The sequence below is a fragment of the Bartonella sp. HY761 genome (assembly GCF_026743145.1).
Classification (GTDB): domain Bacteria; phylum Pseudomonadota; class Alphaproteobacteria; order Rhizobiales; family Rhizobiaceae; genus HY038.
Genome location: NZ_CP104887.1, coordinates 2,474,190 through 2,498,914 on the forward strand (window position 1 = coordinate 2,474,190; position 24,725 = coordinate 2,498,914).

Genomic DNA, 24,725 nt, shown 5'->3' on the forward strand with positions numbered 1-24,725 from the left:
TACTAGTGATCTGATGCTTTCGAAGCACCAAAACCCGTTTCTGAGCGAATTTCTTGAGCTCTAAAACCTGCCTTATCAATTTTCGCACGGGCACTCTTATCAATTATAGAGAAGAACCACACACTAAAGAATGCAATTGGAATAGAAATAATTGCTGGCGACGCAAAAGGAAACAACACAGATTCTTTTGAAAGATGCAGCGTATTGACCCAAACAGCCGGCGAAACAATCGTTAGACCAACAGAAAGAGCAAGACCAATGAAGCCACCAATTACCGCACCGCGCGTTGTACACCCCTTCCACAGGATGGAAAGTAGTAATACTGGAAAGTTAGCAGATGCCGCAATAGCAAAAGCAAGCCCAACCATGAAGGCAACATTTTGCTGCTCAAAAGCAATACCAAGAAGCACTGCAACAATGCCAATGCAAATTGTAGCAATACGTGACACGCGCAATTCTTCATCATTTGTTGCCATACCTTTTCTCGATATCATGTTGAAAATATCATGAGAAATAGCGGTTGCACCAGACAATGTTAGACCTGCAACCACAGCCAAAATAGTAGCAAAAGCAACTGCTGAAATAAAGCCATAGAACATATTGCCGCCAACAGCCTTACCAACCATAACCGCCGCCATGTTGGATGCACCCGCACCAGAGGTTAACGGCGCGGCAAGTTCGGGATTGGATAATACAAGAGCAATAGCACCAAAGCCAATAATGAAGATAACAATGTAGAAATAGCCACTCCAGACGGTTGCCCATAACACGGATTTACGTGCTTCACGTGCATTTGGCACGGTAAAAAAACGCATCAAAACATGTGGCAAACCGGCAGTACCAAACATAAGCGCCATGCCAAGCGAAATGGCTGAGATTGCATCATAGCCACCAGGCGCCATAATTCTTAAGCCTGCCGCCGCAGCTTCCTCTGGTGTTTTACCATCAGCAAGCGCCATTTGGGTTTTAACATCAACGGCTGCTTGGAAGAAGCTGTTGAAATTGAAATTAAAGTGCAGCAATACCATAAATGCCATAAAGGTGACACCAAACAGCAAAAGGCATGCTTTAATAATTTGCACCCATGTTGTTGCTTTCATACCACCAAATAACACATAGGTGATCATCAGCACACCAACGATAAGCACTGCCCAAATATAATTGATACCAAAAAGCAACTTAATAAGCTGCCCTGCCCCAACCATTTGCGCAATAAGATAAAATGCCACCACAATCAACGTACCACAGGCAGAAAAAATGCGGATAGGCTTGGTGTCAAAGCGAAATCCAGACACATCAGCGAAATTGAAACGACCAAGATTTCGCATGCGCTCGGCGAGAAGGAACATCACAATTGGCCAACCAACGAGAAAGCCAACCGCATAAATAAGCCCATCATAGCCCTGGTTCATCACCATAGCCGAAATACCAAGGAAAGAGGCTGCAGACATATAGTCACCAGCAATAGCAAGCCCGTTTTTAAAGCCTGAAATACCACCACCAGCGGTATAAAAATCGGCTCGCGACTTTGTGCGCATAGCGGCCCATGCGGTAATTCCTAACGTAAACAATACAAAAAGGGCAAACATGCCGATAGCTGTTAGATTTAATGGCTGTTTTGCCATTTCACCACTAATTGCATCTGCAAAAGCATTTGACTGAAAGATAAAAGCAAAAATGGCAGATAAAAACAATAAGTTATAATTTTTAATCGATTTCATTTGCCCACCTCTTTTTCAAGACGACTAATCAAATCATCATAAATCTTATTGGCACGCACGACATAAAATGCGGTTAGTGCAACCATCAATACAATCACACCAATACCTATTGGGATTGCAATGGTTGTTACACCGGCGCCAAGTTTTGTCGCGAGAAATTGGGGGTTAAATGCAATAACGAAAATCCAACCATAATAAACAATCAGTACAACAAAAGTAAGCGACCAACCAAGAATGTTGCGCTTTTTTTTCAATTCGATGTAATCGGGATTTGCCTCAATGCGGGCTACCATCTGTTCATCCATAATGGGTTCCTCCTTCCCTGTGGACTTAAGATTAGATGTAAAATGACCAAAAAGGCCTTATACATATTGTCAAATGCTACTTAATTGAAATGATTAACAACTATCTAAGCCATCAATTATTTTAATAAGAAGCACCTGTCATTTTATGAAAAGCTCAAATTCCTCCAAATTGGAGCTAAACTTTTTAGTTAGATAATAACTAGATGTAAATTAGTCCTCCACGACTACTTGTCTATACTAGCTCACAAATTCTTTTCAAATATATACAGCTCCTCAACTGTTTAACGTTTTTGAAAATAGAATCTTTATAAACTAAAAAAATAATATTCCTCCAAGTTCCATTGGGGGTAATAATCATAAAAATTACCAATCACGTTTTCGTGAAAAAAAATCCATCAGTCTAAGACCAACAATAATATATTGTTTTTATGCGCTAAAATTATTTAAAACCTTTTGAAAAGTTCTAAATTATTTAAAATTAGCCGATGACTGACTTTTGTAAAAGCGCCAATAATATACCTCAATATCGTGATAGAAGTGATTTAACCTCTATCAGTTCGCTTACGTTTGTCTAAGGTTACAGCGCAACAAATGGTGGCAAATTCACCTCTTTAATGAAATACATGATCGAAGCGAACCATGGCTGACCAAAATTTGGTTTTACTTAATCAACCATGATTTGCTTTGCTAATGGAAATGACCTTGAAAATAGGTAAAAGTCGCTAACGATAATGAATAACTTGCGTCAAGATTTGCATTCCAAGTTTATTATCTGATTGACCGTCATAACATCGCCAAAAGCATCATTCAGTGTGACCAATGATGCTTTATGCAAAGTGGTATAATCGATTGTATCCTCATTATTAAAATCAATAGAGCGCGTAGCGCATGCATCTTCAGCCACGACAATATTGTACCCCAAAGGGATAGCCTCGCGCGCAGCAGCACTCACACACATATGGGTCATTAAACCACAAATGATCAATGTATTTATACTAGATGCTTTAAGCTGCATATCAATATCGCTTGACGCAAAAACACTTGGCATGTTTTTTTGTACTATCTTATGATGGGGTGCGGGCAAAATATCGCTATGAAATGCAGACATTGCGCTATCTTGCGCAAATGTTGCACTTCCTTGTGGTGCTATATGCTGCACATGGAATACGGCGATTGCATTTTCATCGGCGTATTCGATCAAATTCTTTGCATTTTTTAAGGCCGTCATAGCATCGGGAATTGGCAATAAGCCATCAAAATATTCATTTTGAAAATCAATAACAAGTAATGCTGTTTGTTTTGATTGCAGATTTTGAATAATAGACGCACCGCCTATTGTGCGAAGTGTCGGATGTTTCATAATTTTCTCCTGTTTTAAACAAGGACAATTAATGAATATGAATATAGAACTTCGCTACTATCATAAAAGACAACATATGATGAAATTAAGCCAAGTTACAGTCTCATTAAGGTAAATGCTTTTTAAATTGACTACGATAAACTCCCGGCGGAATAGAAAAAACGCGGGAAAAATGTTGGCGAAAAGTAACGGATGACGAAAAACCACATTGCTGTGCAATATCCTCAAGTGAGGCTTTGCTTGTTTCTAAGAGGTTTTGCGCCCTATAAAGTCTCTGCATCAAAAGCCAACGATTAAAACTTATTCCGGTTTTTTTATTAAAATGTCTGGTAAAGCTTCTGACGCTCATAAAAGCATGCTCAGCAACGACTTTAAGATTAAGTGGTTGGTCAAGACAGCTAAGGGCCCACTCCAAAGCCTCACTCAATCTATCTCTTTGCGCAATGGTTGCTATGGGGCGGTCAATATATTGCGATTGGTCACCGGAGCGATGTGGCGAGACAACTAATTTTCGCGCTAATCGGTTCGCTATATCGGCACCATGGTCTTGACGGATAATATGCAAGCAACAATCTATGGCTGCCGCGGTTCCTGCCGAGGTGATAATATTATTATGGTCAATGTATAAAGCTTTTGTTTTTAATATAACGTTCGGGTAGCGATTGGTAAAATCATCGGCCCAAGCCCAATGGGTTGACACCTCACGTCCATTTAATAATCCTGCCTCTGCTAATACAAATGTACCAAGACAAAGCCCTATAAGACGTTTTCCATCTTTGAATGCTTTTTGTAAAGCAGTAATAAGACCAGGAGACGGAATTGTAGTTGCATCAATCCAAGCGGGAATGATCACCGTATCAGCCTCTTCAATCATTTCAAAATTATGCTCTACATAAATATCAAAATCAGAAAGTGTACTAAGCCTTCCTGCTTTTTCAGCACAAACCTTTACCTCATAGCTCGTATTTTCAGCCTTGAACAAGTCATCACCAAACACTGTACATGGCACAGAAAGATGAAATGCACTAATACCCTCATAGGCAATTACCGCTATTTTATGGGTCATAATAATTTTTCATGTCGTTATGGCGTAATTAGATTATTTTCTTAACCGAACATATCTAACCTTGGCACTAATATTATTTTCATGCTGTTTAAAAAAATTGAACCCGATAATTATCAATAATCACACTTACATTGGCCTATGAGCGTTTTTTATTATCGAACTTTTCTAGAGCAAAATTTTCATTTTTTAGATTTAAAGATTAATGGCCACATTTTTCATCATAAGGTGTAACTTGATATTTAAGATTACCAGCAATAAAATAAACTTCTGTATTCTTAAAAATATCAATTATTTCAATTTCATCGACCTCATCATTAACCGTAATCGTCAAACAATGAAGTCCACCCATTTCTTTATATTTAATTCCATCGGTTAGCCATGAGAAATTATTGCCATTTACTTGCGACAGCTTGCACTCTTTTATATCGCTTAGAAAAATATCAAGGACGATCCTATTACCAATTTCATCTTTTACAAATGTGGTCAATTTTATATCGCGTAAATCATTGGTAAAATGAACCTCATATAGAACTCCATCATAGCCATAATTAATTTTATCTAAAAAAGCACTCAAACTCACAGCAATTCATGATAGTCTATTTTCATGTTTTTTATCAATCCGTTATAATTGCAATACAGCATCTATTGCCGCAAGATATCAAAATAACAATTTTATGCCTTTATAGTTGTTTATGACTATCTTGTAAAAACTTGAGCTCACAAATACATAATTCATGTTATTATAGCCAGTCACCAAGCGTAGCGCCAATTAACGCAAGGGCAGCGACAGCTGCTGTATCAGCTCTTAAAACACGTGGTCCAAGGGGGATGGCGTGGGCAAAAGAGCAGCTACGGATTAATTTTCTCTCACTATCACTAAATCCACCTTCAGGACCAATAATAACCCCTAACGGCCCGCGCGATAATTTTTGTAATATTGGCAAGGGATTATCGCCTTCTGCAGCCTCATCACAAAAAATCAAATGTCGTTTTTCATCCCAATTGGCTAAAAGCCGATCTAAACTTATAGGTTCTAAACAAGACGGTACAGCAAGAATGCCGCATTGCTCGGCAGCTTCGATAATATTGGCTTGCATACGCTCAATATTCAACCGATTGACCTGAGTATGCTGGGTTAAAACTGGCTGAAGGCTGCTTGCGCCCATTTCAACAGCCTTTTGCATCATATAATCAAGGCGCGCATGCTTTAACGGCGCAAAATAATAAGTAAGATCAATTGGCTTTGGCTGCTGTCTTTCAAGTGTTTGCAATTCAAGCACAAGCGCTTTTTTCGAAATATCAATAATTTTGGCTCGCCATTCACCATCACGGCCGTTAAAAACCAAAACCTCATCTCCCAAAACCATCCTTAAAACATGGATAAGATAATGGGTTTGTTCCTTGGCCAAAGCAAGCTTCACACCCGTAGCCGATAAGGAATCATTTAAAAAAGTTTGATCGACAAAAAGCCGTTGCATTTTATAATTTGCGCGCATTTTTTAGTAAATATACCTTGCTGTTTTCAAGGTCAAGCAAGCTTATATCATGTCAACAACAAGGGAAGCGTTGCAGTAAGGACACAGCAGCTTGAAAACCAATATTTCGTTAGCATTTAGGTAAGAATTTTAATGACTAATGATTGTCGCCAGCAAAACTTCACGCTAAAGAAACAACATGTAATGACCAACCGATTTTGACCATTCAAATCTTTAAATCATACCATTTTAAAACAAGGGAATTTCGCTATGACCGTTAGTAAGGCAGCTTTTGTTACAGTCGCAATGCTGTTCACAATGATTATTATTTCAACTATCATTAGCGCAAATAGCTCAAGCTCAAATGATACAGCCTTTGATGGTTATGGCGTTTCAATTTCAGAACAATAAATGCTAATTTACTTTTTATTATAGCCGATAAAATATATTAAATTCTACATGCTCCATATAGATTAAAATTCAAAATTAAGGCATTGGATATATTGCCCAACACCTTAATTATTAGTAATTTTTCACCATCTTATGTTGCTACAGAATAGAATATATTCATTTTCTATGAGCAAATATTATCCAACAAATGTATCAGGATCTGGTCCAGTGCGACCATCAGCTCTATCAAGGCTAACAATTCTTTCATGATCGCCTTTGGTTAAACTAAAATCAAAAATATTGAAATTCTCCGCCATACGCTGCGGTGATATAGATTTTGGTATGATGACATTACCAATTTCAATATGCCAACGTAAAATAACTTGTGCAACAGTGCGGTTATGATTTTTGGCAATGTCAATAAGAATTGGATTATCTAAAAGGCTTCCACGCGCCAAAGGTGCCCAAGCTTCTGTAACAATATTGTTTTTTTCATGAAATATCCGCAATTCATTTTGCTGAAATTCAGGGTGCAATTCTATCTGATTAACCGATGGCACAACGCCGGTATCTTGGATTAACCGCTCAAGATCGCTAATTCTAAAATTACAAACACCGATGGATTTAACGCGTTTTTCCTTTTTCAATTGAATGAGCGCTTTCCACGTATCAACAAATAGATCTTTTGATGGCATTGGCCAATGGATAAGGTAAAGGTCGATATAATCCATGTTGAGGCGTTGCAAGCTTTCATCAAAGGTCCGCAGCGTAGCATCATAACCCTGTGCATCATTCCAAATTTTGGTCGCAATAAAAACATCGCCACGACTTACACCGCTATTGCTTATGCCGCGCCCAACACCTTCTTCATTATGGTATATTTTTGCTGTATCAATATGGCGATAACCTGCGTTAATTGCGCTTATCACCGCTTGATCTGTGTCCTTGTCATCAATCTTCCAGACACCGAACCCTAGCTGCGGGATAGAATTCTGGTCATTTAAACGAATATTGGGTACTGGCATTTTAAATCCCTTTTACAATTTTAAAAATAGATTTTATTTGGATTGCCATAAGTTAATTATAATTTATTATGTGGATTTCAACTAAACAGCCATTGTTAATGACTAGGGGCAAGACCTGTTAATTTAAAGCAATAATTGGATAGGTAGATAAGCTTGAGCCTATATCATTTAAAACACAAACTTAGAGCCATGTAGTTAGAGATTGTTATGATTTTAATTTAAAACCTGCAAACCAAATTACAAAAATATTAATATAAAAACCAGAAATCAAAATTGTCAAGCAAGTATAAACTTTTAAGCATTATGATGCTTATAGCTTTATTTATTAATTATAATAGACATTTGTATCTTGAATTGGTCATTTAATATCAATGTACTATTCGACTACATTAGTCTATTCACTATCCATTACCAGTTTTTTAACTTGCAGTAAGTTCCATGCGCCATTAACTTCAAACCGTTGCAAAGGTTTTAAGCTCAGCTGAACACATTCAACGTCAATGCAATGTCCATTAACCCGCCTTGGACGATCAATAACGCCAGTAAACTCAACATTACCATTTTGCAATGAAGCATGCCCCGAAAATTCAATTAAATGATTATCAAAAGCCAAACCGGCAATATCCGTGTTGATAGCACCATTTTCAATGCTTCCCTTAGCAATAAGTCGGAGAAAGTTTAACATCTCCTCATTGCCGTTCCAAAAGGGAAGGCTCGTTTCGCTCATTACCCCATCTAAAAACCGCGAAAAACTAAACCCAACAATTGAACCATTATTGCAATTCATATCAAATGCGCCTTTGGCATTTAAGAATGCCTTGGACCAATGGGTAAAATCAGAGGTCGCATTCATAGTTAAATTGATTGGGCATTTTAATTTTGCTTCCGAGCCAATGGCTAGTTGTAATTGTTCCAAACTAACATTAGTGGTTGAAAGACGCGTTTCCAATTGGGTGACATTACCAAGTAGACCAATGATAATATTGCTTTGTAGCGTACCATCAAAAACGTTAACATTGCCAATGTCAAAGCTTAACCTACCATTACGCAATTGGGTTGATGCTGCAAAATTGGTTAGGGCAATAGATCCAATTTGCCCCTGAGGTGCTGAAACCCGTAAATCAAGTGAAAAGCGATTAAGAAATGACAAATCCGGAATAACATCACCAGCAGACATAAAGGCGGGTACAATCTGGGTAAAATCAAGTGATTGAAATGCCAAAGATCCAGAAGTTGACGGCAAATCACCAATAAATACTGTTTCTAAAGCGCCGCGTGCCTTATCATTGCCAAGGGTCAGATTTATATCATTCAATTCAAGTTTTTCAGGCGTTGCATTAAGGTTTGATTCCCAAACAACTGGCGATTGAATAGCTGCACCAAAACTTTTTGCCTGCCCAAGCCAATCCATCGTAACATTCAAGGCAGGTAGTCGCGCAGCAACTTTACCGCTTAAAGCAAAACGTTGCGCAAATTGGGCATCCCCCGTATAAGTCACACCACCACGATTAGAATTAACCGATATTCGCACCGTGCTCTTACCACTGGCCATTAGCATTAATGCTTGATCAGCACGCAAAGTCACTTCTGTATAAGCGCCATTCCAGCGACCATTGGCTTTAACCGATGCCGCAGAGGTGGAGGTTGGCCATGTAACCGTTGCATTGATTTCTTTAATTTCGCCTCGCGCTTCTTCGCTCGGCTTTTTGTCGGCACTGTAATTGTCGATGGGATAGGATAATGTGCCATCTTGGATAAAAATACGGCCAAAAGGCTGAGTAAGCAAACTAGACAAATCAGCATTATTTGGATTTTGCGCAACAATTTCACGCGCTTGGCGAATAGCATTACCAAGACTACCATCGGAGCGAGCCAATGAAGCAAAAAAACCAGCAACAGTTTTGACCGGTTCGTCAACCGCAAAATGCGGACGGATAATACGGGTTTCAGAAAAACTGACCTTGCCTTGCAAAGCATCAAATAATGACAAATCAACTTCTATACATTCTGCCTCCATAAGCGGCCGGATATCATCACTGGCATCACTTAAGCTAACGCCTTGTAGGGCGGCTTGCAATTTGGGGAAAAATGAAATTTTCGGTGGCTCACGCAATTGAACATTATAGCCCGTCCAAGTACTTAAGTCCTGTGCTAGGCGTATGCGTATTGCGTCCGTTGATATAAGATAAGGAATTGCAATGATTGCCCCCATAATCAGCACCGCCAAAATAGCCACTGTAAAAAACAGATATTTGAATATCCGGCGAATGCTCATGTAAAATGGTCCTGTCACAGCATAAGCGGCATTCACTCAATTGTGCGAATCCGCTGTGCATTTCATTATAATTTTATTCATCACAATAAAACACACAATAAAACATTTGTAATTAAAGAAGAATAAAAATCCTTAGCTGCGCAAGAATAAATTTAATTTTTAAAACATAAACCCACAATTTAAAAAAGCATTTATTTTACCAAGGAGCTTCCAAAATATTAAAAAAAATTATCTGCTATCTCTTGCTGTCATTTAAAATCATTCCCATATCAGATTAGGAAAACAAGCTTGCCATAATGGGAGCTTTCAATTTCCACCAACCGTAATGCTGCATTGTTAAACCAGAGCATATTTAAAATCTTTTCAAATATGTTTTCAGGTTGCGGGAAAGGGAAAATAAAATGAATTTAGAAAAATATACAGAACGAGTTCGCGGTTTTATTCAAGCCGCTCAAAATGCTGCACTTTCAGCTGATAATCAGCAGTTTTTGCCAGAGCATCTTCTTAAAGTGTTAATTGATGATAATGAAGGTTTTTGCGCCTCACTGATTGAAAAAGCTGGCGGCAATCTTTCTGCAATTAAAACAGCACTTGATGCGGCTCTTAGTGCCATACCCAAAATTACTGGCGGCAATGGTCAGCTTTATCTTGCCCAACCACTAGCAAAAGTTTTCACCACAGCTGAAGAGTTAGCCAATAAGGCTGGCGATAGCTTTGTAACCGTTGAGCGTTTATTGCAAGCTTTGGCTATGGAAAAAACTGCTAAAACCCATGAAATTATTGCCAAAGGCGGCGTAACGCCTAATGCTCTTAATAAGGTAATTAATGATATGAGAAAAGGGCGCACTGCCGATTCTGCCTCTGCTGAAAACCAATATGATGCTTTAAAAAAATACGCTCGTGATCTTACTGAAGATGCGCGTAATGGCAAACTTGACCCTGTTATTGGCCGCGATGAGGAAATTCGCCGTACAATTCAGGTTTTGTCACGCCGCACAAAAAATAACCCTGTATTGATTGGTGAGCCGGGCGTTGGTAAAACCGCAGTTGTTGAAGGTTTGGCATTGCGTATCGTCAATGAAGATGTGCCTGAATCTTTGCGTGATAAATCTTTGCTTGCCCTTGATCTTGGTGCGATGATTGCTGGTGCGAAATATCGCGGTGAGTTTGAAGAGCGTTTGAAAGGCGTGTTATCAGAAGTGCAAGCTGCTGCTGGGCAAGTCATTTTATTTATTGATGAAATGCACACCCTTGTTGGCGCAGGCAAGACTGATGGTGCAATGGATGCTTCCAACCTTTTAAAGCCAGCACTTGCACGCGGTGAATTACACTGCGTTGGTGCAACAACTTTGGAAGAATATCGCAAATATGTGGAAAAGGATGCTGCGCTTGCTCGCCGCTTCCAGCCAATCTTTGTTGATGAGCCAACGGTTGAAGACACGATCTCAATTTTACGCGGCATTAAGGAAAAATACGAACAACATCATAAGGTGCGTGTATCGGATTCGGCTCTTGTTGCTGCGGCAACCTTGTCAAACCGTTACATAACCGACCGCTTCTTGCCTGATAAAGCAATTGACCTTGTTGACGAGGCAGCATCGCGCCTAAGAATGCAGGTTGATTCCAAGCCAGAAGAACTTGATGAGATTGACCGCCGCGTTATGCAGCTCAAAATCGAACGAGAAGCGCTTAAGGTTGAAAAAGACACCGCATCGCGTGATCGTTTAGAGCGGCTTGAAAATGATCTTGTTGAGCTTGAGGAATTATCCAATGAGATCACAGCAAAATGGCAGGCAGAAAAGCAAAAGCTTGGCCATGCAGCCGACCTCAAGCGTCAGCTTGATGAAGCACGCAATGCTTTGGCTATTGCCCAACGCAATGGCGAATTTCAAAAAGCTGGTGAACTTGCTTATGGCAAGATACCAGAACTTGAAAAGCAATTGCATGATGCTGAAAGCCAAGAGGGGCGCACCTCAATGGTTGAAGAAACTGTGACATCAGAACATGTGGCACAGGTGGTTTCGCGTTGGACAGGTATTCCGGTCGATTCCATGTTAGAGGGCGAGCGCGAACGCTTGCTTCGTATGGAAGATGAAATTGGTAAACGTGTTGTTGGTCAAGGTGAGGCCGTGCAAGCTGTATCGCGTGCGGTTCGCCGCGCTCGTGCTGGCTTGCAAGATCCTAATCGACCAATTGGTTCGTTTATTTTCTTGGGGCCAACAGGCGTTGGTAAAACTGAGCTTACCAAAGCGCTTGCTTCATTCCTCTTTCAAGATGAAACAGCAATGGTGCGTCTTGATATGTCGGAATATATGGAAAAGCATTCCGTATCGCGCTTAATTGGTGCGCCTCCCGGCTATGTCGGCTATGAAGAAGGTGGTGCATTGACTGAGGCCGTGCGGCGGCGTCCCTATCAAGTTGTTCTTTTCGATGAAATTGAAAAGGCTCACCCTGACGTATTTAATGTGTTGTTGCAAGTATTGGATGATGGACGGTTAACTGATGGACAAGGGCGTACAGTTGATTTTCGCAATACTTTAATCATCATGACGTCCAATCTTGGGGCAGAATATTTGACCCAGCTTGGCGATGATGAAGAAGCAGAAAAAGCTCGTGAACAGGTAATGAGTGTGGTTCGTGCAGCATTCCGCCCAGAATTTTTGAACCGTGTCGATGAAGTTATTCTTTTCCATCGCTTGCATCGTTCAGAAATGGGGGCAATTGTAAATATCCAATTGCAAAGATTACAGTCCTTGCTTGATGACCGCAAGATCACTTTGGATATTGATGAGGATGCGCGTGAATGGCTTGCTGAAAAAGGTTATGACCCAGTTTATGGTGCGCGCCCACTTAAGCGCGTCATCCAGCGCGAAGTGCAAGATCCATTGTCTGAGCGCATTTTAATGGGCGATGTCTTGGACGGCTCTAATGTTCATATATTGCGCGGCTCAGATAGGCTTAATTTTAAGCCAAGCCCTGTTTTTGCTGAAAAAGCCGAATAAAACAAAAAACCGCCTCGAAAGAGGCGGTTTTTATTTATTCTTTAAAAATAATCATCCGTTTAATTAATGGGAAATCCATTCAGGAATAAAATATACTGTCCCATTAAAAGGTACTGTGGTTTGCCCTGTGCTAGTAGTAATAGGTACTTCTACGCAATTTTCATTTTCTAGCTTAGCAACTTTATCATTAATATCAGTATTTATTTCAAGGGCACGAAAACCATTGGAATAGCTACCAAGGCTAATTTTACGCTTTAACACCATTTGATAGCTATAGCATTGTTCATTTTGTTTAACATGGGTAACGGTTCTATCCATTACCAATTTGGTCAATTCTGAATCATCAGGGCTTGCAACATTGCCAAGGCCAGCCTTAAATTCATTGTCACGCTCTATCAACAAATAAAGATCGCGTCTTGCTTCTTTAAGGTCTGGCGTTGTTCTTTCAAAATTCATCTGTACGGCGGTTGCACGCTGATCAGGACTTAGCTGATAAAGCGTATCATCGATTGAAATGCTGGATAATTTGGCATCACCTTCAATGATTGCATCTTTTTGAATAAGCTGCTTGGTTACTTTACCGGTTTTAGTACCAGCTAAGATAAAGGCAATGTCATATTGACAATTTTTTTCGCATTTTTCCTGCCCTTGTGAGGGACGCAGCAAAGTAATATAAGTCATGTCAATATGGTTTGGCGAGGGACGACAAGAGGCAAAGGCCAAAGTGTCAAACTTTAACGCCTTGGCAATATCTTGTACAAATGGCAAATTGCCATCTTGACCATTATTTTGGCAAACCAAGCCATCCGCCTTGGCAAGCCCGATACCACTTAAACCCATAACACTTAGAGATAGCAATGCAGCAAAGGCTGCTTTTTTCATACCATTTTTAATCATTTAAAATGCCATTTATAAAAGAAAGACTCAATCCAACGCCAGTCCAAACCAAGAAATAATACCGATATTATAAAGGGTTGAAAGACGATAAATGCGTGTATTGGTTTATCCCTACCGTAGACTTTGCACGCATTATAACCGCTAATGATTAACATTCCCATCTTTAATGAAAAATAAGCTGAAAAAGCACTTCACATTTAATTCATAGCATTAACAAGCTGTTTCCAGCATTTAATCGGGTATTTGACAGCTAAACGCTCAAAAGGCAGTTGATTAATACAATAAAACATCGCTAAATCACCATCTCATTGGTTTAAATATTTACAAGACATTCACCTCTAAACATAAGATGAAGTGCAAAACATGCTTTATATTTTTACATTAATTAATATTCTTATATTTGCGCGCCAAGCCTTAACCTGCAGACGAGGTGACGCGATTTATAGCGTTATCGGTTTTATATTAAGCGGCATAATCATTCTTCTTTTTGCATATTTTGCAAAAATGCCTATCTGGAATGAATTTAACCAAAAGATTATCAACTTTAAACTTTATTTTGCTCTTTTTTGTTTTGTATTCGGCTTCATTTGCATTGTCGGCAAAATGGCATCGCTTAACCGAATTAATGACCAACCAATGTGGGCAATAAAACCACTGAATTTTATTCTTGGTATTATACTTGGTTTCAATGTTAGCTTTCTGTTTGCTTTGCATGATAGCGAAATACTACTTATTGAAAATTTGAATAGCATTCCAAATGGTCTTATTATCCATAATATGGTTGTGTTGTTTATCTGTGCGATAATTGCGCTAAGTCTTATCTTAGTTTTAACGTCAAAACCTGTTTATCGTAGCCTAAGGCGTTACCAAGATGTGATTGATCCGGTATTTGGCACTTTATTTGCAGGATTTGGCATCTGGATTGTCTTGGCTGTCGCGCCCTTACGCTTGTATGGTTAGCGTAAAATAATACTATCCTCTTCTCTATCTGACTTGACAGCTTCACCATATTCAATAGCTTCACCTTTGCAACCAGCATGTTCATAATTTTCCAACTTTCCATAAACTAACTTAACCATTTGTGTTCTCATATGGTACACTGTCCGTACCGCAAATATTAAATGAATTACTTCAGCACGTAAGAAGTGATTGCACAAAGAATAATTTTAAAGCCAATTTTTATATTTCGGCACTTTGATGCAACCATCTTCATTCAGACCAAAAAAGTTCGCTATTGTTTAAGTTGTTGGAATATTAAAAAGCGGTTATTGGCGCGCCGCCTTAAAGGTGATCATAGTACAATCAACCGTTAGCTTATTTTAACTTGAGCAAACTACGCTCAAGCCTTTACTCCTTGGATGAATTAACTTCCCCTTCAAACACAATACGCGGATCAGTAACTGGCACAAGATCAGCTAATTCATAGACATTGGTATAACCATAGCCATATAGGTTTATGTAGGTTTGCAAATTAAGGGCCAACATAATTGGCAAACTTGATCCTATAGCCTGCTGATTTATTGCAACCTTTGATGGGAAAGCGCTTGCTAACAAAAGATTATTTTCCTGCCCACTAAAATTATTGTTGCAGTAAATTAAAATAGTGGTGTTTTTATCCGGAATGATCCTTTGCAAAGCCGCTTGAGAAAAATCTGTAAAGTCAAGGTTAATTGCACCTTTTAAATGGGCAATACTAAATGCTCGCGCGGAACGGGCATCCAGCAAAATAACGTTATCTTTACGCGAGAGCTCTAAAAATTCATCAAGATGTAAAAGCCGTGCGCTACGATGAGGTTGAACCTCTTTGGCAAGCACAAGAAAATTATCCAAATCAACTAAGGATGGGGGAAGTTGCTCTACACTTACTGAAAGCTTAGAGGTTGTTTCACCTGCAAAAGCTAGCGAAAAGCCAAACATAAATATAAATAAACTCGCCATTATATTTTTCATATTTACATCCTAATATAAATATTTCGCTTAAATATACGTTGCCGTATGATAATTTAAAAACCACTATGTAACACAAAGGCCTATATTTATAAAGCATTTAAAACATGCAGATATTTATTCTAATTATAGAATTTTGATCAAAAATTACTTTATCTTACTAATTATAGCGTTTTTATGACTATCACCTAGGCAAAAGCATTGGCTTAAAATAAATATTGCCAAATTTATAATTAATTGGGATATAACAAGATAAACCAATTTTTAAAGACATGGATATTTCATGCATTTTTTCATATTACAATTTTTGGGTAGTTTCGCTATTTTTATGGCTCTTACCCAGTTTGTTATGTGCGTACAGCCGCTATTTTTTATCCGTCAAGCAGTGCTTGGCGGGCGTTATGCAAGCATTATTTCTGTTGCAGGCTTTTTCATAAGCGGCATGATTGCTAGCTGTCTTCTTGGCATGTTCCCTAATATCTATCTTGATTTCATTGAACCTTATCGAACTTATTTTACTCTTGCGCTTTTAGCCTTTTGTTTTTTTTATTGCTTTATCTGTCTAACTGGCCGTTTTACACGATTTGATCAAAATAGATTGCCACTATTTTTTGTTGGTGCATTTCTTGGTATAATTAATTTTGTTTTTTGCACTGCATTTCTTATCATGTTTTCAATTTCATTAGGCCGCATCGGCGTTACGTCTTATATTTTTGAGAATTTTGCCATAAGCGTTGGTGGTGTTTTCTTAATTCTTACCTTGGCTTATTATTATCTGATTTTACTTTTAACCCTTGCACCAATCGAAAACAAATTAAGCCAAAAGACGCAATATTTAGACCCATTTTTTGCAGTTGGTTTTGCACTTATAGGGTTTTGGTTGCTTCCTTAGATGTTTACAGTGATCTGATCCCATATAATTCTTTTTCAAATTTGATAATATGTAAAAAGACATTGTCTTTAAGTATTAAAATCGGTTAAGATTTAAACAATGATTTTTCGAGTTCTATTGCCTGCACATCAGCAATAGCTTGTTAAAACAAATATATGTTCAACCATTAACAATAAGCCAGGCCTTTTGAAATGAACAAATTCAAAGATGTAAAAAAAGTCGTTCTCGCCTATTCTGGCGGTCTTGATACTTCGATCATCCTAAAATGGTTACAAACCGAATTAGGTGCAGAAGTTGTCACCTTTACCGCTGATCTTGGCCAAGGTGAAGAGCTGGAGCCAGCACGCCGCAAAGCTGAAATGATGGGTATTAAAGAGATCTATATCGAAGATTTGCGCGAAGAATTTGTTCGTGATTTCGTTTTCCCCATGTTCCGTGCCAATGCCGTCTATGAAGGTGTTTATTTGCTTGGCACATCAATTGCCCGCCCGCTTATTTCACAACGTCTAATTGAGATTGCCCGCGATACAGGGGCTGACGCTATTGCCCATGGCGCAACAGGTAAAGGCAATGATCAGGTGCGGTTTGAACTATCGGCCTATGCGCTTAATCCAGACATTAAAATCATTGCTCCTTGGCGCGATTGGGCTTTCAAAAGCCGTACAGATTTGATTGAATTTGCTGAAGCTCATCAAATTCCAGTTACCAAAGACAAGCAAGGCGAAGCGCCATTTTCGGTTGATGCTAATCTTTTACACTCTTCATCAGAGGGCAAAGTATTGGAAGATCCGGCACAACCAGCACCTGAATATGTGCATATGCGCACCGTTTCACCTGAAGCAGCCCCTGATAAAGCCACAACCATTACTATCGGTTTTGAAAAGGGCGATGCTGTTTCCATTAATGGTACACGTCTTTCCCCTGCTACACTTTTGGCAAAGCTTAATGATTATGGTCGTGAAAATGGCATTGGTAGACTTGATCTTGTCGAGAACCGTTTTGTTGGCATGAAATCGCGCGGCATTTATGAAACGCCCGGCGGCACAATTCTTCTTACCGCCCACCGTGCAATTGAATCAATTACTCTTGATCGCGGTGCCGCCCATTTAAAAGATGAGTTAATGCCGCGCTATGCCGAACTTATCTATTATGGTTTCTGGTTCTCACCAGAGCGTAAAATGTTGCAAGCAGCGATTGATCTTAGCCAAGAACATGTTGAAGGTGAAGTAACCTTGAAGCTATATAAAGGCAATGTCATGGTTGAAGGCCGCAGCAGCAATAAGTCACTTTACTCAGACAAATTGGTAACCTTTGAAGACGATCAAGGTGCTTATGACCAAAAAGACGCTGCTGGTTTTATTAAGCTTAATGCTTTGCGTTTGCGCACCCTTGCGGCTCGCAACCAAAAATAAAGCTTAACCGCTTAAGTTTTATAATAATTCTTAGCGCGCCGATCTGATTGGATCAGATCGGCGCGCTAATCCATTGCTTATAGCGCGTTTTTGGTCCGAAAACCGCTTCACACTTTTCGGAAAACGCTCTCAAAGCAGCCTACAAAATAGGCTGCTTTTATTTTAAGCATAAAAATATCGCGTTAAATGAAAAAATATCGGTGCGGCAAAAACGAGACTATCGGCACGATCCATCATGCCACCATGACCATGAATGATATTGCCCCAATCCTTAACGCCCTTATCACGCTTTATAGCAGAAGCAACAAGCCCACCTAAAAAGCCCATAAGTGCACATAAGCACGCCATAAGTGCTGCAATAAGCGGTGAAAAAGGCGTTAACCAGAATAATGCTGCACCAAGAATTGAGGTTGTGGCAACACCGCCAATAAAACCCGCCCATGTCTTGGATGGCGAAACATGAGGTGCGATAGCTTTATTGCCAAATAATTTACCAAAAACATATTGTAACACATCACTGCCTTGCACAGTAATTAGCAAAAACGCAATTAATAATAGTGGATTTTTATCATAATCTATAATCAGTAGCGTCGCTAATGCCGGTACGTAACTAAGACAATAGGTTGAAAGCATCAAACCCCATTGCAGTTCAGAAACCCGTTCCAAATATCGTTTGGTATCGCCTTTTATAGCCATCCAAGCAGCGGCGGCCAAAAAGCAATAAACGGGAATAAAAATAGTAAAAACACCATACCACTCGTACCAAAGTAGAAAATATTGCAGTGGTATAGCAATCAAAAATACGCCAACCAATAAACGATGATCGCTACGCGCAGTATAGACAATGGTCAAAAACTCGCGAAATGCCGCAAGCGATGCCAATAAAAACAAAATAATGACACCTTTTTTACCAAATGCAAAGGCGATGCCAATAACCATCACCATAACCCACCAAGCATTGATCCGAGCATTAAGATTGATAAGACCAGAAGAAAGTATACCTTCATGGCGCTGTTTATAACGCGCCATTAAAACAAGCGAAATTGTGCTAGCAATCGCCAAAACGATGAATAGCAAGACAAACAACCATGTCATTTCAGTCATTAATTTTTACCTCTTGCAGCACATCGACATTATTTACGTTTGCCAAAGCCAATAACTCATTTTGCGCGCGATTTAAAAAATCAAGCTTCATTTCACCGTCCTTGATATAAATAGGCGCGCCAAATTGTACACGGCATAACAGTGGAACTGGTATCAGCGCACCTTTTGGCAAAATGCGGGTCATATTGTCAATCCAGCACGGTACTAGTCGAATAGTGGGATGCGCTTTTGCTAATTGATAAAGACCCGAGCGGAAGGGCAATAGGCTATTGCCCGACATATTGCGGGTACCTTCGGGGAATATTAATAAGGAACACCCCTTATCTAGCGCACCATCCAAGGCATGCAAAGGATTATTATGGCGGTTAATTTTTTGTCGTTCTATCGTCACGACATTTAAAACATATTGCGCAATATAACGCTTAAAAAATCCGCTATTCCAATAATCTGCGGCGGCTACGGCACGCAAATTAGGACGCAAATGGCGTGGTAATGCCGCCATAACAACAATAAGATCACCATGGCTTGCATGGTTGGCATAATAAATGGTTTGATCGCCATCAGGTTCAGTTACAAAAAAGCCCTTTACACCAGTAATCACTTTCGCAAGCCCAACGAAAACGACCGCTACCATAAGATCAAAGCTATGCTTTACATAAGCCATAGGAAAGCCTTTATTAAACTGCGATAAAACATCAAACCAGCAATGCCAATAAAGCCAATAGAAACACTAACCCAAAGGCTTTTTGTCATGAGATAAATATTGTTCATTCGCTGTGTTACATCATTTGATGGCGGTGCAGCACGCAATGCTGCACGTAATAAAACGCGATCTATATTTTGGAGGCCTTCAGCAATTGTTGCAGCATGTCGTTGTTTAAAAAACAACCAAGCATCAAACACAAGACGCAAAATTAGAAAAAAAGCATAGCCATAAATCATCAATAAGAGAAAAAATTCCATGCCATAAAGCTGGTCAAAAACATAAGTATAATTAACCATATAATCATAGAGAGGCCAGATAAATAAAGCGACCAAAATAATATTAAAAAAGCAATAAAAAGCAGCAGCAGCAAAAGAAAAACCACTAACACGCCGTTCATTCGTTTCAAAAACAACCGGGCGATGTTTTTGTAACAAAACTTTTGCGCTTGCCATGTCATCGGTGTAATTTTTTTCACATAAATATTTGCCAAGTACAACGGCACTGCGCTGCATACCCAAAGCACAACAAACAAGAACAGGTTCTTGCGGATTGTCGCCAATGGCGGCAACGGCTTTACTCGCTATTTTAATATCCGGCTTAACAAGGTCTAGCATCGGAAAACTATACCAATGTTTTGTCCCCATTGGTTTGTGAAACTCGCTTGTCAGATCAATAATTTTCGAAAATCGTTTCACTTGCTTGAAACTAGGAAAGCGCCCTAAATAAATATTGCCCGCAATTTCATTATATGGAGCAATATTGCGTGTCCATAACCTACTATTTATCAAAGCGCAAAGTCGATAAGGTACAAAGATCACTAAGGAAGCAAAACTAACATTGCCATCTTGGCTCTTTTGAAAGACTTTTACGCCGGCCCCAATATAGCCATAACCTAAAAGCGCAAAAGAAACCATTGGCCAAAGTGCCAACAAGCCCCAACCATCAGCAAACAACCAATAAGCAATATTACCACAGATGAGAGAAAGACCAAAATAAATCAACGCAATATTTTTTTGGCGAAGATTATCAATCCGCTTAAAATTGCTAAATGGCAATGCGCCCTCTTCTGGGAAAAGCCAAAGGCAAAAAACACCTAATAAAAATCCCGTTGGTATATCAATAAAATGATGTTGATAGGTTGTAAGCACGGAAATTGCGATAAGGGCGCAAAAAATATGCCATAAAACAAGCCAGATGCCGGTTAAGCGCTTACGCCACAAATCCCAAACAATGGTTAACAATGCAATATGCAATGAGGGCGCTTGGTTATAAGGCTTATCAAAGGCCGCGAGATGATCAAAAAGCTGACCAAATAGGCCAACCGTTTCAGGCTTTATGAAACTTATTTTTAGCGGGAAAAGAATGAAGCAAGCAACAGCGATAAGCTGCGCGGTTAAATAACGCCCAGCAAGTCGGCTTACACCACCTTTATTTTTTTGAATAAATAGCGATAGACCATAAAAAATATTAAGACACCAATAAGGAATAATCGTCCAAGCTAAAAAGGGAATAGCTTTTTCCCAATGATAATAAATTTCACCGATGCCCAAATAATTATCTGCGATTAAATTGGCAAAGCCATAAGAAATATAAAAAAACGGTGCTAAAAATAACAACCACCAAAAGGCATATTTAAAAACCCGTTTTTTAAAATGAATCATATAGCTTTCCCCATCAATGTTTTACCGCCGCTTTGCAATTGAAACGGTAAAGATTCCCCACTTATCGATAAGTTGCGCTTGTTTGTCAAATCCAGCATTTGCAACCAATTGATCCATTTCCGCTTGGCTGCGCCTGCGCATGACCCAAGCTTGTCCCTCGCCATTTTTTTGGCGGTGCGAGGTTAATGCGCGTGCAATCATTTCAAGCTGCGGGTGATAAGGTTGATTAGTATAGATAAGATAACCATCCTTATCCATTGCCTTTGCAAGCCCATGCAAAGATTTTGTAATAAGATCATTATCTGCAAATAATTCATAAAGACCTGATACCACCGCAATATTGGGGCGTGGTTCTATAGAGCTTAAACTTGCCTCGTCAAAAGCATCACCTTTTTCAAAACGGGCAAAGCTTTCAAAATTGCGGTCTTTGATGGCTTTACGCCCTGCTTCAATGTTAATATCGGAATAATCGCGTAAAAAAAGGGACGTCGGCTTAATCGCCAAAGTTTTAAGGCTATCCAACACATAACGTCCATGCCCCGCAGCAATATCAACCATATGGATCGGCTTATCTTCCTTGCTCAATTCACCTATTGCTTGCTTTATAAACTGTTCAATATGGATTTTGCGTTGGCGGATACCGCGCCAACCAATAGCATTTAAAAAGGTTTTATCAACCATGCGACCTAAAATACCTTTGCCGCGTGGCAAATCTTCATAAACATAATCAAGGGTCGATCCGGAGTCAAAACCGGTTTTTTGACCAATACCAATGCCTTTTGATAATACACCACCAAGAACAAGATTAGCGCGATAGGCAGCATAATAAAGCCCCTTTGGCTCAAATGAGCCAAGTGGCCGCGCTAATTGATCGGCTTCGCGGCGGGTGTGGCCTGTTAAATGACTTTTAGTTAAATCTGCTTTTTGATAGGGCGCATTAAATCGTTCTTCAAGAAAGCGGCGCATGTCAATTAAGGCCATATCCCTATTTTTTTCACCTAATGTATCATGATAAAAACCATCAAGAACATGGCGCTCTTTTATCGAACTGCCCAAATTTTCATAAAAAATATGTTGCGGCTTATGATGCACAACCCAATCAGCACCCGATATAAATAATTGCGTTGGTACGTATATAGCGCCAGCATCACTAACCACGCGATCTGCAACTTCATAAAGCTCTAACAAAATATTGGAAGCAATAGCCCGTGAAATGAGCGGATCTTCATCAAATGATTTGATACGTGTTGGATCATGAGAAAGAAATTTAGCTTTAACATAGGAATTAACAAAAAACTGTCCCTTTATTTTTTGCCATACCTTAATGCCAGTGCGAGCAAAAGGCACATAGAGCTTCACCTTAAAAGCTGGAGACGCCAAAATCATAGCGCGAATATTGGGTGCATAATCATGAACCCAAGCCGATGCAGTAACAGCGCCTACGCTTTGTGCAATAATTGCAACATCCTCAATTGCAATGTTGTCCTTTTTTATAGTGGAGCGAATAAAATCATCCATATCACGGATCATAGTTGCATAATCAGGAGCAAAGCCGCGCTTACCTGTAGAATTTCCATGCCCACGCGCATCCCAAGCATAAAAATTATAATCAGGTAGCTCTAACTCATCAACCAAATGGGCCATACGCCCGCTATGCTCATGGCCACGATGAAAAAGAAAGATTGCACCTTTTGTTTTTTTATCTTTTACTGCCCAAGCAAGGTAATGTATTGTTTCACCATCAAAAGTTGTAAATTCACATTTTTCTACCGGTCTTTTTAACATATCATTTAAAGCCATGCTTGTTACCTTGCTTTTTATTGTAAATTGCATCATGAACTATCTAACTAAACTATTGTCAAACCTTTATAAAAAAATAGGGCAATTTTTTGTGTCAATTTATGCTTTAAAGTCACGTTTTCAAAATTTATTGCGCCCGACCGTCATTTTTTTGGCAAAAAAGGGTATAACCGCAAATCAAGTAACGATAGCCGCATGCGTGCTTTCAGTTATACTTGGCCTTTTTTTAAGCTGGCGCGGCCCCTCACTTTGGTTTTGCCTTTTACCGCTCTGGTTGTTCATTCGTATGGCGTTAAATGCCATTGATGGTATGCTAGCACGCGAGCATAATCAACAAAGCAAACTTGGCGGCTTTTTAAATGAATTATGCGATGTTATTGCAGATAGCGCACTCTATTTGCCCTTTTGTTTTGTTGGCGCATTTGGTCAAATTGTAATGCCACTTATTATCTTTTTAGCCGTTCTATCGGAATATGCCGGAGTTATGGGTCCACTTATCGGTGGTACTCGCCGTTATGATGGACCAATGGGTAAAAGTGACCGCGCTTTTGTTTTTGGTGCATTAGGGCTGTGGGTCGGCTTAGCTGTCAACCTGCCAAGTTGGAGCATATTTATTGCTTGGCTAGTAATCGCACTACTCATTGTTACAATTATAAAGCGCGTCATTAATAATCTATAATGGCGCTATTTTAGTCCAGAAATTTATTTTCATAAAATCTAATATAATCAGTCAAAAAATATTTCTATATTTATAAAAAATCTTGAAACCTTTTTTAAGCTGCGCCGTTATCTAGGTACAAAGGCTGACAAATGGCAAATAAGCCAATCTTTACTAAAAGGCAGCTTCAACAATTAATCGAATAAACCGGAAGAATTTAACAACAGGAAGCCAATAACGCTTCCCGTTAACAGTCTAACCTTGTCAAAATTTGAAGCAAATAAGCGCGAAACGAGTTTTCGCCAATAGAGAAGCTTTGCTTAAAATTATGGGTTTGTGCGGTTCTTCCATAAAAATTAAAGGATTAAGATCATGAACCGTTTTGCAAAATTAATTATCGTTGCTTCAACTCTAGCAATTGCTGCAATCGGTAGCACTTTTACAGCACAAGCAACCACAATTTCAGCCCCTGCCTTATCATTGCATAATGCACCTGCAAATGGTGCCGCTATAACAAGCACAATTGCTAAGGGAACTGAAGTTAATGTTGGTGTTTGCAATTCAGCTTGGTGCTATGTGACTGTTGGAAATCAAAAAGGTTGGGTTGAAACCAATAAGCTTTCAACGCAATTAGCCGCTGTAAATAGCCGTGCGCGCTCAATGGCAGTTAGCGGTGGTGCAGGTGGTAGTGCTGGCGCAACAGGTGGCCGTACCGCATCTGCTGGCTTAAATATTTCAATTACTATTGTTCCTGAAAAGTCAGAAGCAAAGGCCGCAAACCAAAGCCGCATTAATGTTGCTAAAATTGCACCACAGCATTTGCGTTAAAAATTTCAAAAATCCCCGCTAGCTAAAATCAAGCTAACCAATTGGCCTATCTGATTTCATGATCGATCAGATAGGTCTTTTTTTGCTTCAAGATTGACTAGCCAATAGCTTTTTCGTGCAGCACTCAAAAATAATCAATCCATCAAAATTTGCTCGAAAGTAACCATAAATTCGTAAACGAAACTTAAATAACCAACTAGT

Annotated in this window: 22 protein-coding genes; 7 read left to right on the forward strand and 15 right to left on the reverse strand. The window is 39.4% G+C overall.

Annotated elements, in window-relative coordinates; translation table 11 throughout:
- Positions 1 to 2 precede the first annotated feature (2 nt).
- The 6 genes from N6A79_RS10740 to N6A79_RS10765 form a co-directional block, all read right to left on the reverse strand.
- Positions 3 to 1,721: a cation acetate symporter gene (locus N6A79_RS10740; protein WP_182417621.1), complete on the reverse strand. Its 1,719-nt coding sequence runs from the start codon at positions 1,719 to 1,721 to the stop codon at positions 3 to 5.
- Entirely contained in the window at positions 1,718 to 2,026 is a 309-nt protein-coding gene (locus N6A79_RS10745) for a DUF485 domain-containing protein (protein WP_182417622.1), read from the reverse strand. The genes N6A79_RS10740 and N6A79_RS10745 overlap by 4 nt, the downstream gene beginning before the upstream one ends.
- 745 nt (positions 2,027 to 2,771) lie before the next feature.
- Positions 2,772 to 3,386, reverse strand: a complete 615-nt coding sequence (locus N6A79_RS10750; RefSeq protein WP_268545935.1) for a cysteine hydrolase family protein — start codon at positions 3,384 to 3,386, stop codon at positions 2,772 to 2,774.
- 106 nt (positions 3,387 to 3,492) lie between these two features.
- Positions 3,493 to 4,452 carry a GlxA family transcriptional regulator gene (locus tag N6A79_RS10755; protein ID WP_268545936.1) on the reverse strand — a complete coding sequence of 320 codons (960 nt, stop codon included), beginning with the start codon at positions 4,450 to 4,452 and terminating at the stop codon, positions 3,493 to 3,495.
- 199 nt (positions 4,453 to 4,651) lie between these two features.
- A complete protein-coding gene (locus tag N6A79_RS10760) occupies positions 4,652 to 5,026 on the reverse strand; it encodes a hypothetical protein (RefSeq protein WP_268545937.1) in 375 nt (124 codons plus the stop codon).
- Between the two features lie 166 nt (positions 5,027 to 5,192).
- The gene (locus N6A79_RS10765; RefSeq protein ID WP_268545938.1) at positions 5,193 to 5,948 is read right to left on the reverse strand and encodes a 16S rRNA (uracil(1498)-N(3))-methyltransferase; all 756 of its coding nucleotides are present in this window, start codon (positions 5,946 to 5,948) and stop codon (positions 5,193 to 5,195) included.
- 249 nt (positions 5,949 to 6,197) lie between these two features.
- On the opposite strand from N6A79_RS10765, the gene N6A79_RS10770 reads away from it, so the two are divergent.
- The gene (locus tag N6A79_RS10770) at positions 6,198 to 6,338 is read left to right on the forward strand and encodes a hypothetical protein (RefSeq protein ID WP_268545939.1); all 141 of its coding nucleotides are present in this window, start codon (positions 6,198 to 6,200) and stop codon (positions 6,336 to 6,338) included.
- 176 nt (positions 6,339 to 6,514) lie between these two features.
- Here the strand turns inward: N6A79_RS10770 and N6A79_RS10775 are convergent, their stop codons facing one another.
- Entirely contained in the window at positions 6,515 to 7,342 is an 828-nt protein-coding gene (locus tag N6A79_RS10775) for an aldo/keto reductase (protein ID WP_268545940.1), read from the reverse strand.
- Between the two features lie 394 nt (positions 7,343 to 7,736).
- On the reverse strand, positions 7,737 to 9,617 hold the full coding sequence (locus N6A79_RS10780) for an AsmA family protein (RefSeq protein WP_268545941.1): 1,881 nt from the start codon (positions 9,615 to 9,617) through the stop codon (positions 7,737 to 7,739).
- A gap of 401 nt (positions 9,618 to 10,018) precedes the next feature.
- Here N6A79_RS10780 and clpB point away from each other — a divergent pair, with 401 nt between their 5' ends.
- Complete coding sequence (gene clpB, locus N6A79_RS10785; RefSeq protein ID WP_182417630.1) at positions 10,019 to 12,619, forward strand: ATP-dependent chaperone ClpB; 2,601 nt, start codon at positions 10,019 to 10,021, stop codon at positions 12,617 to 12,619.
- A gap of 63 nt (positions 12,620 to 12,682) precedes the next feature.
- Here clpB and N6A79_RS10790 read toward each other — a convergent pair whose 3' ends face one another.
- Complete coding sequence (locus N6A79_RS10790) at positions 12,683 to 13,516, reverse strand: hypothetical protein (RefSeq protein WP_268545942.1); 834 nt, start codon at positions 13,514 to 13,516, stop codon at positions 12,683 to 12,685.
- Between the two features lie 363 nt (positions 13,517 to 13,879).
- On the opposite strand from N6A79_RS10790, the gene N6A79_RS10795 reads away from it, so the two are divergent.
- Positions 13,880 to 14,476 (forward strand): hypothetical protein, encoded by a 597-nt coding sequence (locus N6A79_RS10795; protein ID WP_268545943.1) that lies wholly within the window; start codon positions 13,880 to 13,882, stop codon positions 14,474 to 14,476.
- Here the strand turns inward: N6A79_RS10795 and N6A79_RS10800 are convergent.
- Together N6A79_RS10800 and N6A79_RS10805 are read right to left on the reverse strand one after the other, a co-directional pair.
- The gene (locus tag N6A79_RS10800; RefSeq protein ID WP_268545944.1) at positions 14,473 to 14,595 is read right to left on the reverse strand and encodes a hypothetical protein; all 123 of its coding nucleotides are present in this window, start codon (positions 14,593 to 14,595) and stop codon (positions 14,473 to 14,475) included. The genes N6A79_RS10795 and N6A79_RS10800 overlap by 4 nt on opposite strands.
- A gap of 268 nt (positions 14,596 to 14,863) precedes the next feature.
- A complete protein-coding gene (locus tag N6A79_RS10805) occupies positions 14,864 to 15,466 on the reverse strand; it encodes a rhodanese-like domain-containing protein (protein WP_268545945.1) in 603 nt (200 codons plus the stop codon).
- A 280-nt stretch (positions 15,467 to 15,746) separates the two neighbouring features.
- Here N6A79_RS10805 and N6A79_RS10810 point away from each other — a divergent pair, with 280 nt between their 5' ends.
- Positions 15,747 to 16,355 (forward strand): hypothetical protein, encoded by a 609-nt coding sequence (locus N6A79_RS10810; RefSeq protein ID WP_268545946.1) that lies wholly within the window; start codon positions 15,747 to 15,749, stop codon positions 16,353 to 16,355.
- A gap of 191 nt (positions 16,356 to 16,546) precedes the next feature.
- Positions 16,547 to 17,767, forward strand: coding sequence for an argininosuccinate synthase (locus N6A79_RS10815; RefSeq protein WP_182417635.1), 1,221 nt, complete (start codon positions 16,547 to 16,549; stop codon positions 17,765 to 17,767).
- A gap of 162 nt (positions 17,768 to 17,929) precedes the next feature.
- Here the strand turns inward: N6A79_RS10815 and N6A79_RS10820 are convergent, their stop codons facing one another.
- Genes N6A79_RS10820 through N6A79_RS10835 form a run of 4 tightly spaced genes read right to left on the reverse strand, consistent with a single transcriptional unit; the run spans position 17,930 to position 23,038 of the window.
- Positions 17,930 to 18,871: a phosphatidate cytidylyltransferase gene (locus N6A79_RS10820; RefSeq protein ID WP_268545947.1), complete on the reverse strand. Its 942-nt coding sequence runs from the start codon at positions 18,869 to 18,871 to the stop codon at positions 17,930 to 17,932.
- On the reverse strand, positions 18,864 to 19,535 hold the full coding sequence (locus N6A79_RS10825) for a lysophospholipid acyltransferase family protein (RefSeq protein ID WP_182417637.1): 672 nt from the start codon (positions 19,533 to 19,535) through the stop codon (positions 18,864 to 18,866). The genes N6A79_RS10820 and N6A79_RS10825 overlap by 8 nt, the downstream gene beginning before the upstream one ends.
- Positions 19,523 to 21,238, reverse strand: coding sequence for a phosphatase PAP2/dual specificity phosphatase family protein (locus N6A79_RS10830; protein WP_268545948.1), 1,716 nt, complete (start codon positions 21,236 to 21,238; stop codon positions 19,523 to 19,525). The genes N6A79_RS10825 and N6A79_RS10830 overlap by 13 nt, the downstream gene beginning before the upstream one ends.
- A 21-nt stretch (positions 21,239 to 21,259) precedes the next feature.
- Positions 21,260 to 23,038, reverse strand: a complete 1,779-nt coding sequence (locus tag N6A79_RS10835) for a bifunctional alpha/beta hydrolase/class I SAM-dependent methyltransferase (RefSeq protein WP_268545949.1) — start codon at positions 23,036 to 23,038, stop codon at positions 21,260 to 21,262.
- Between the two features lie 91 nt (positions 23,039 to 23,129).
- Between N6A79_RS10835 and N6A79_RS10840 the strand changes: the two genes are divergently transcribed.
- On the forward strand, positions 23,130 to 23,717 hold the full coding sequence (locus tag N6A79_RS10840) for a CDP-alcohol phosphatidyltransferase family protein (RefSeq protein ID WP_268545950.1): 588 nt from the start codon (positions 23,130 to 23,132) through the stop codon (positions 23,715 to 23,717).
- 351 nt (positions 23,718 to 24,068) lie between these two features.
- A complete protein-coding gene (locus N6A79_RS10845; protein WP_268545951.1) occupies positions 24,069 to 24,524 on the forward strand; it encodes an SH3 domain-containing protein in 456 nt (151 codons plus the stop codon).
- Positions 24,525 to 24,725 lie beyond the last annotated feature (201 nt).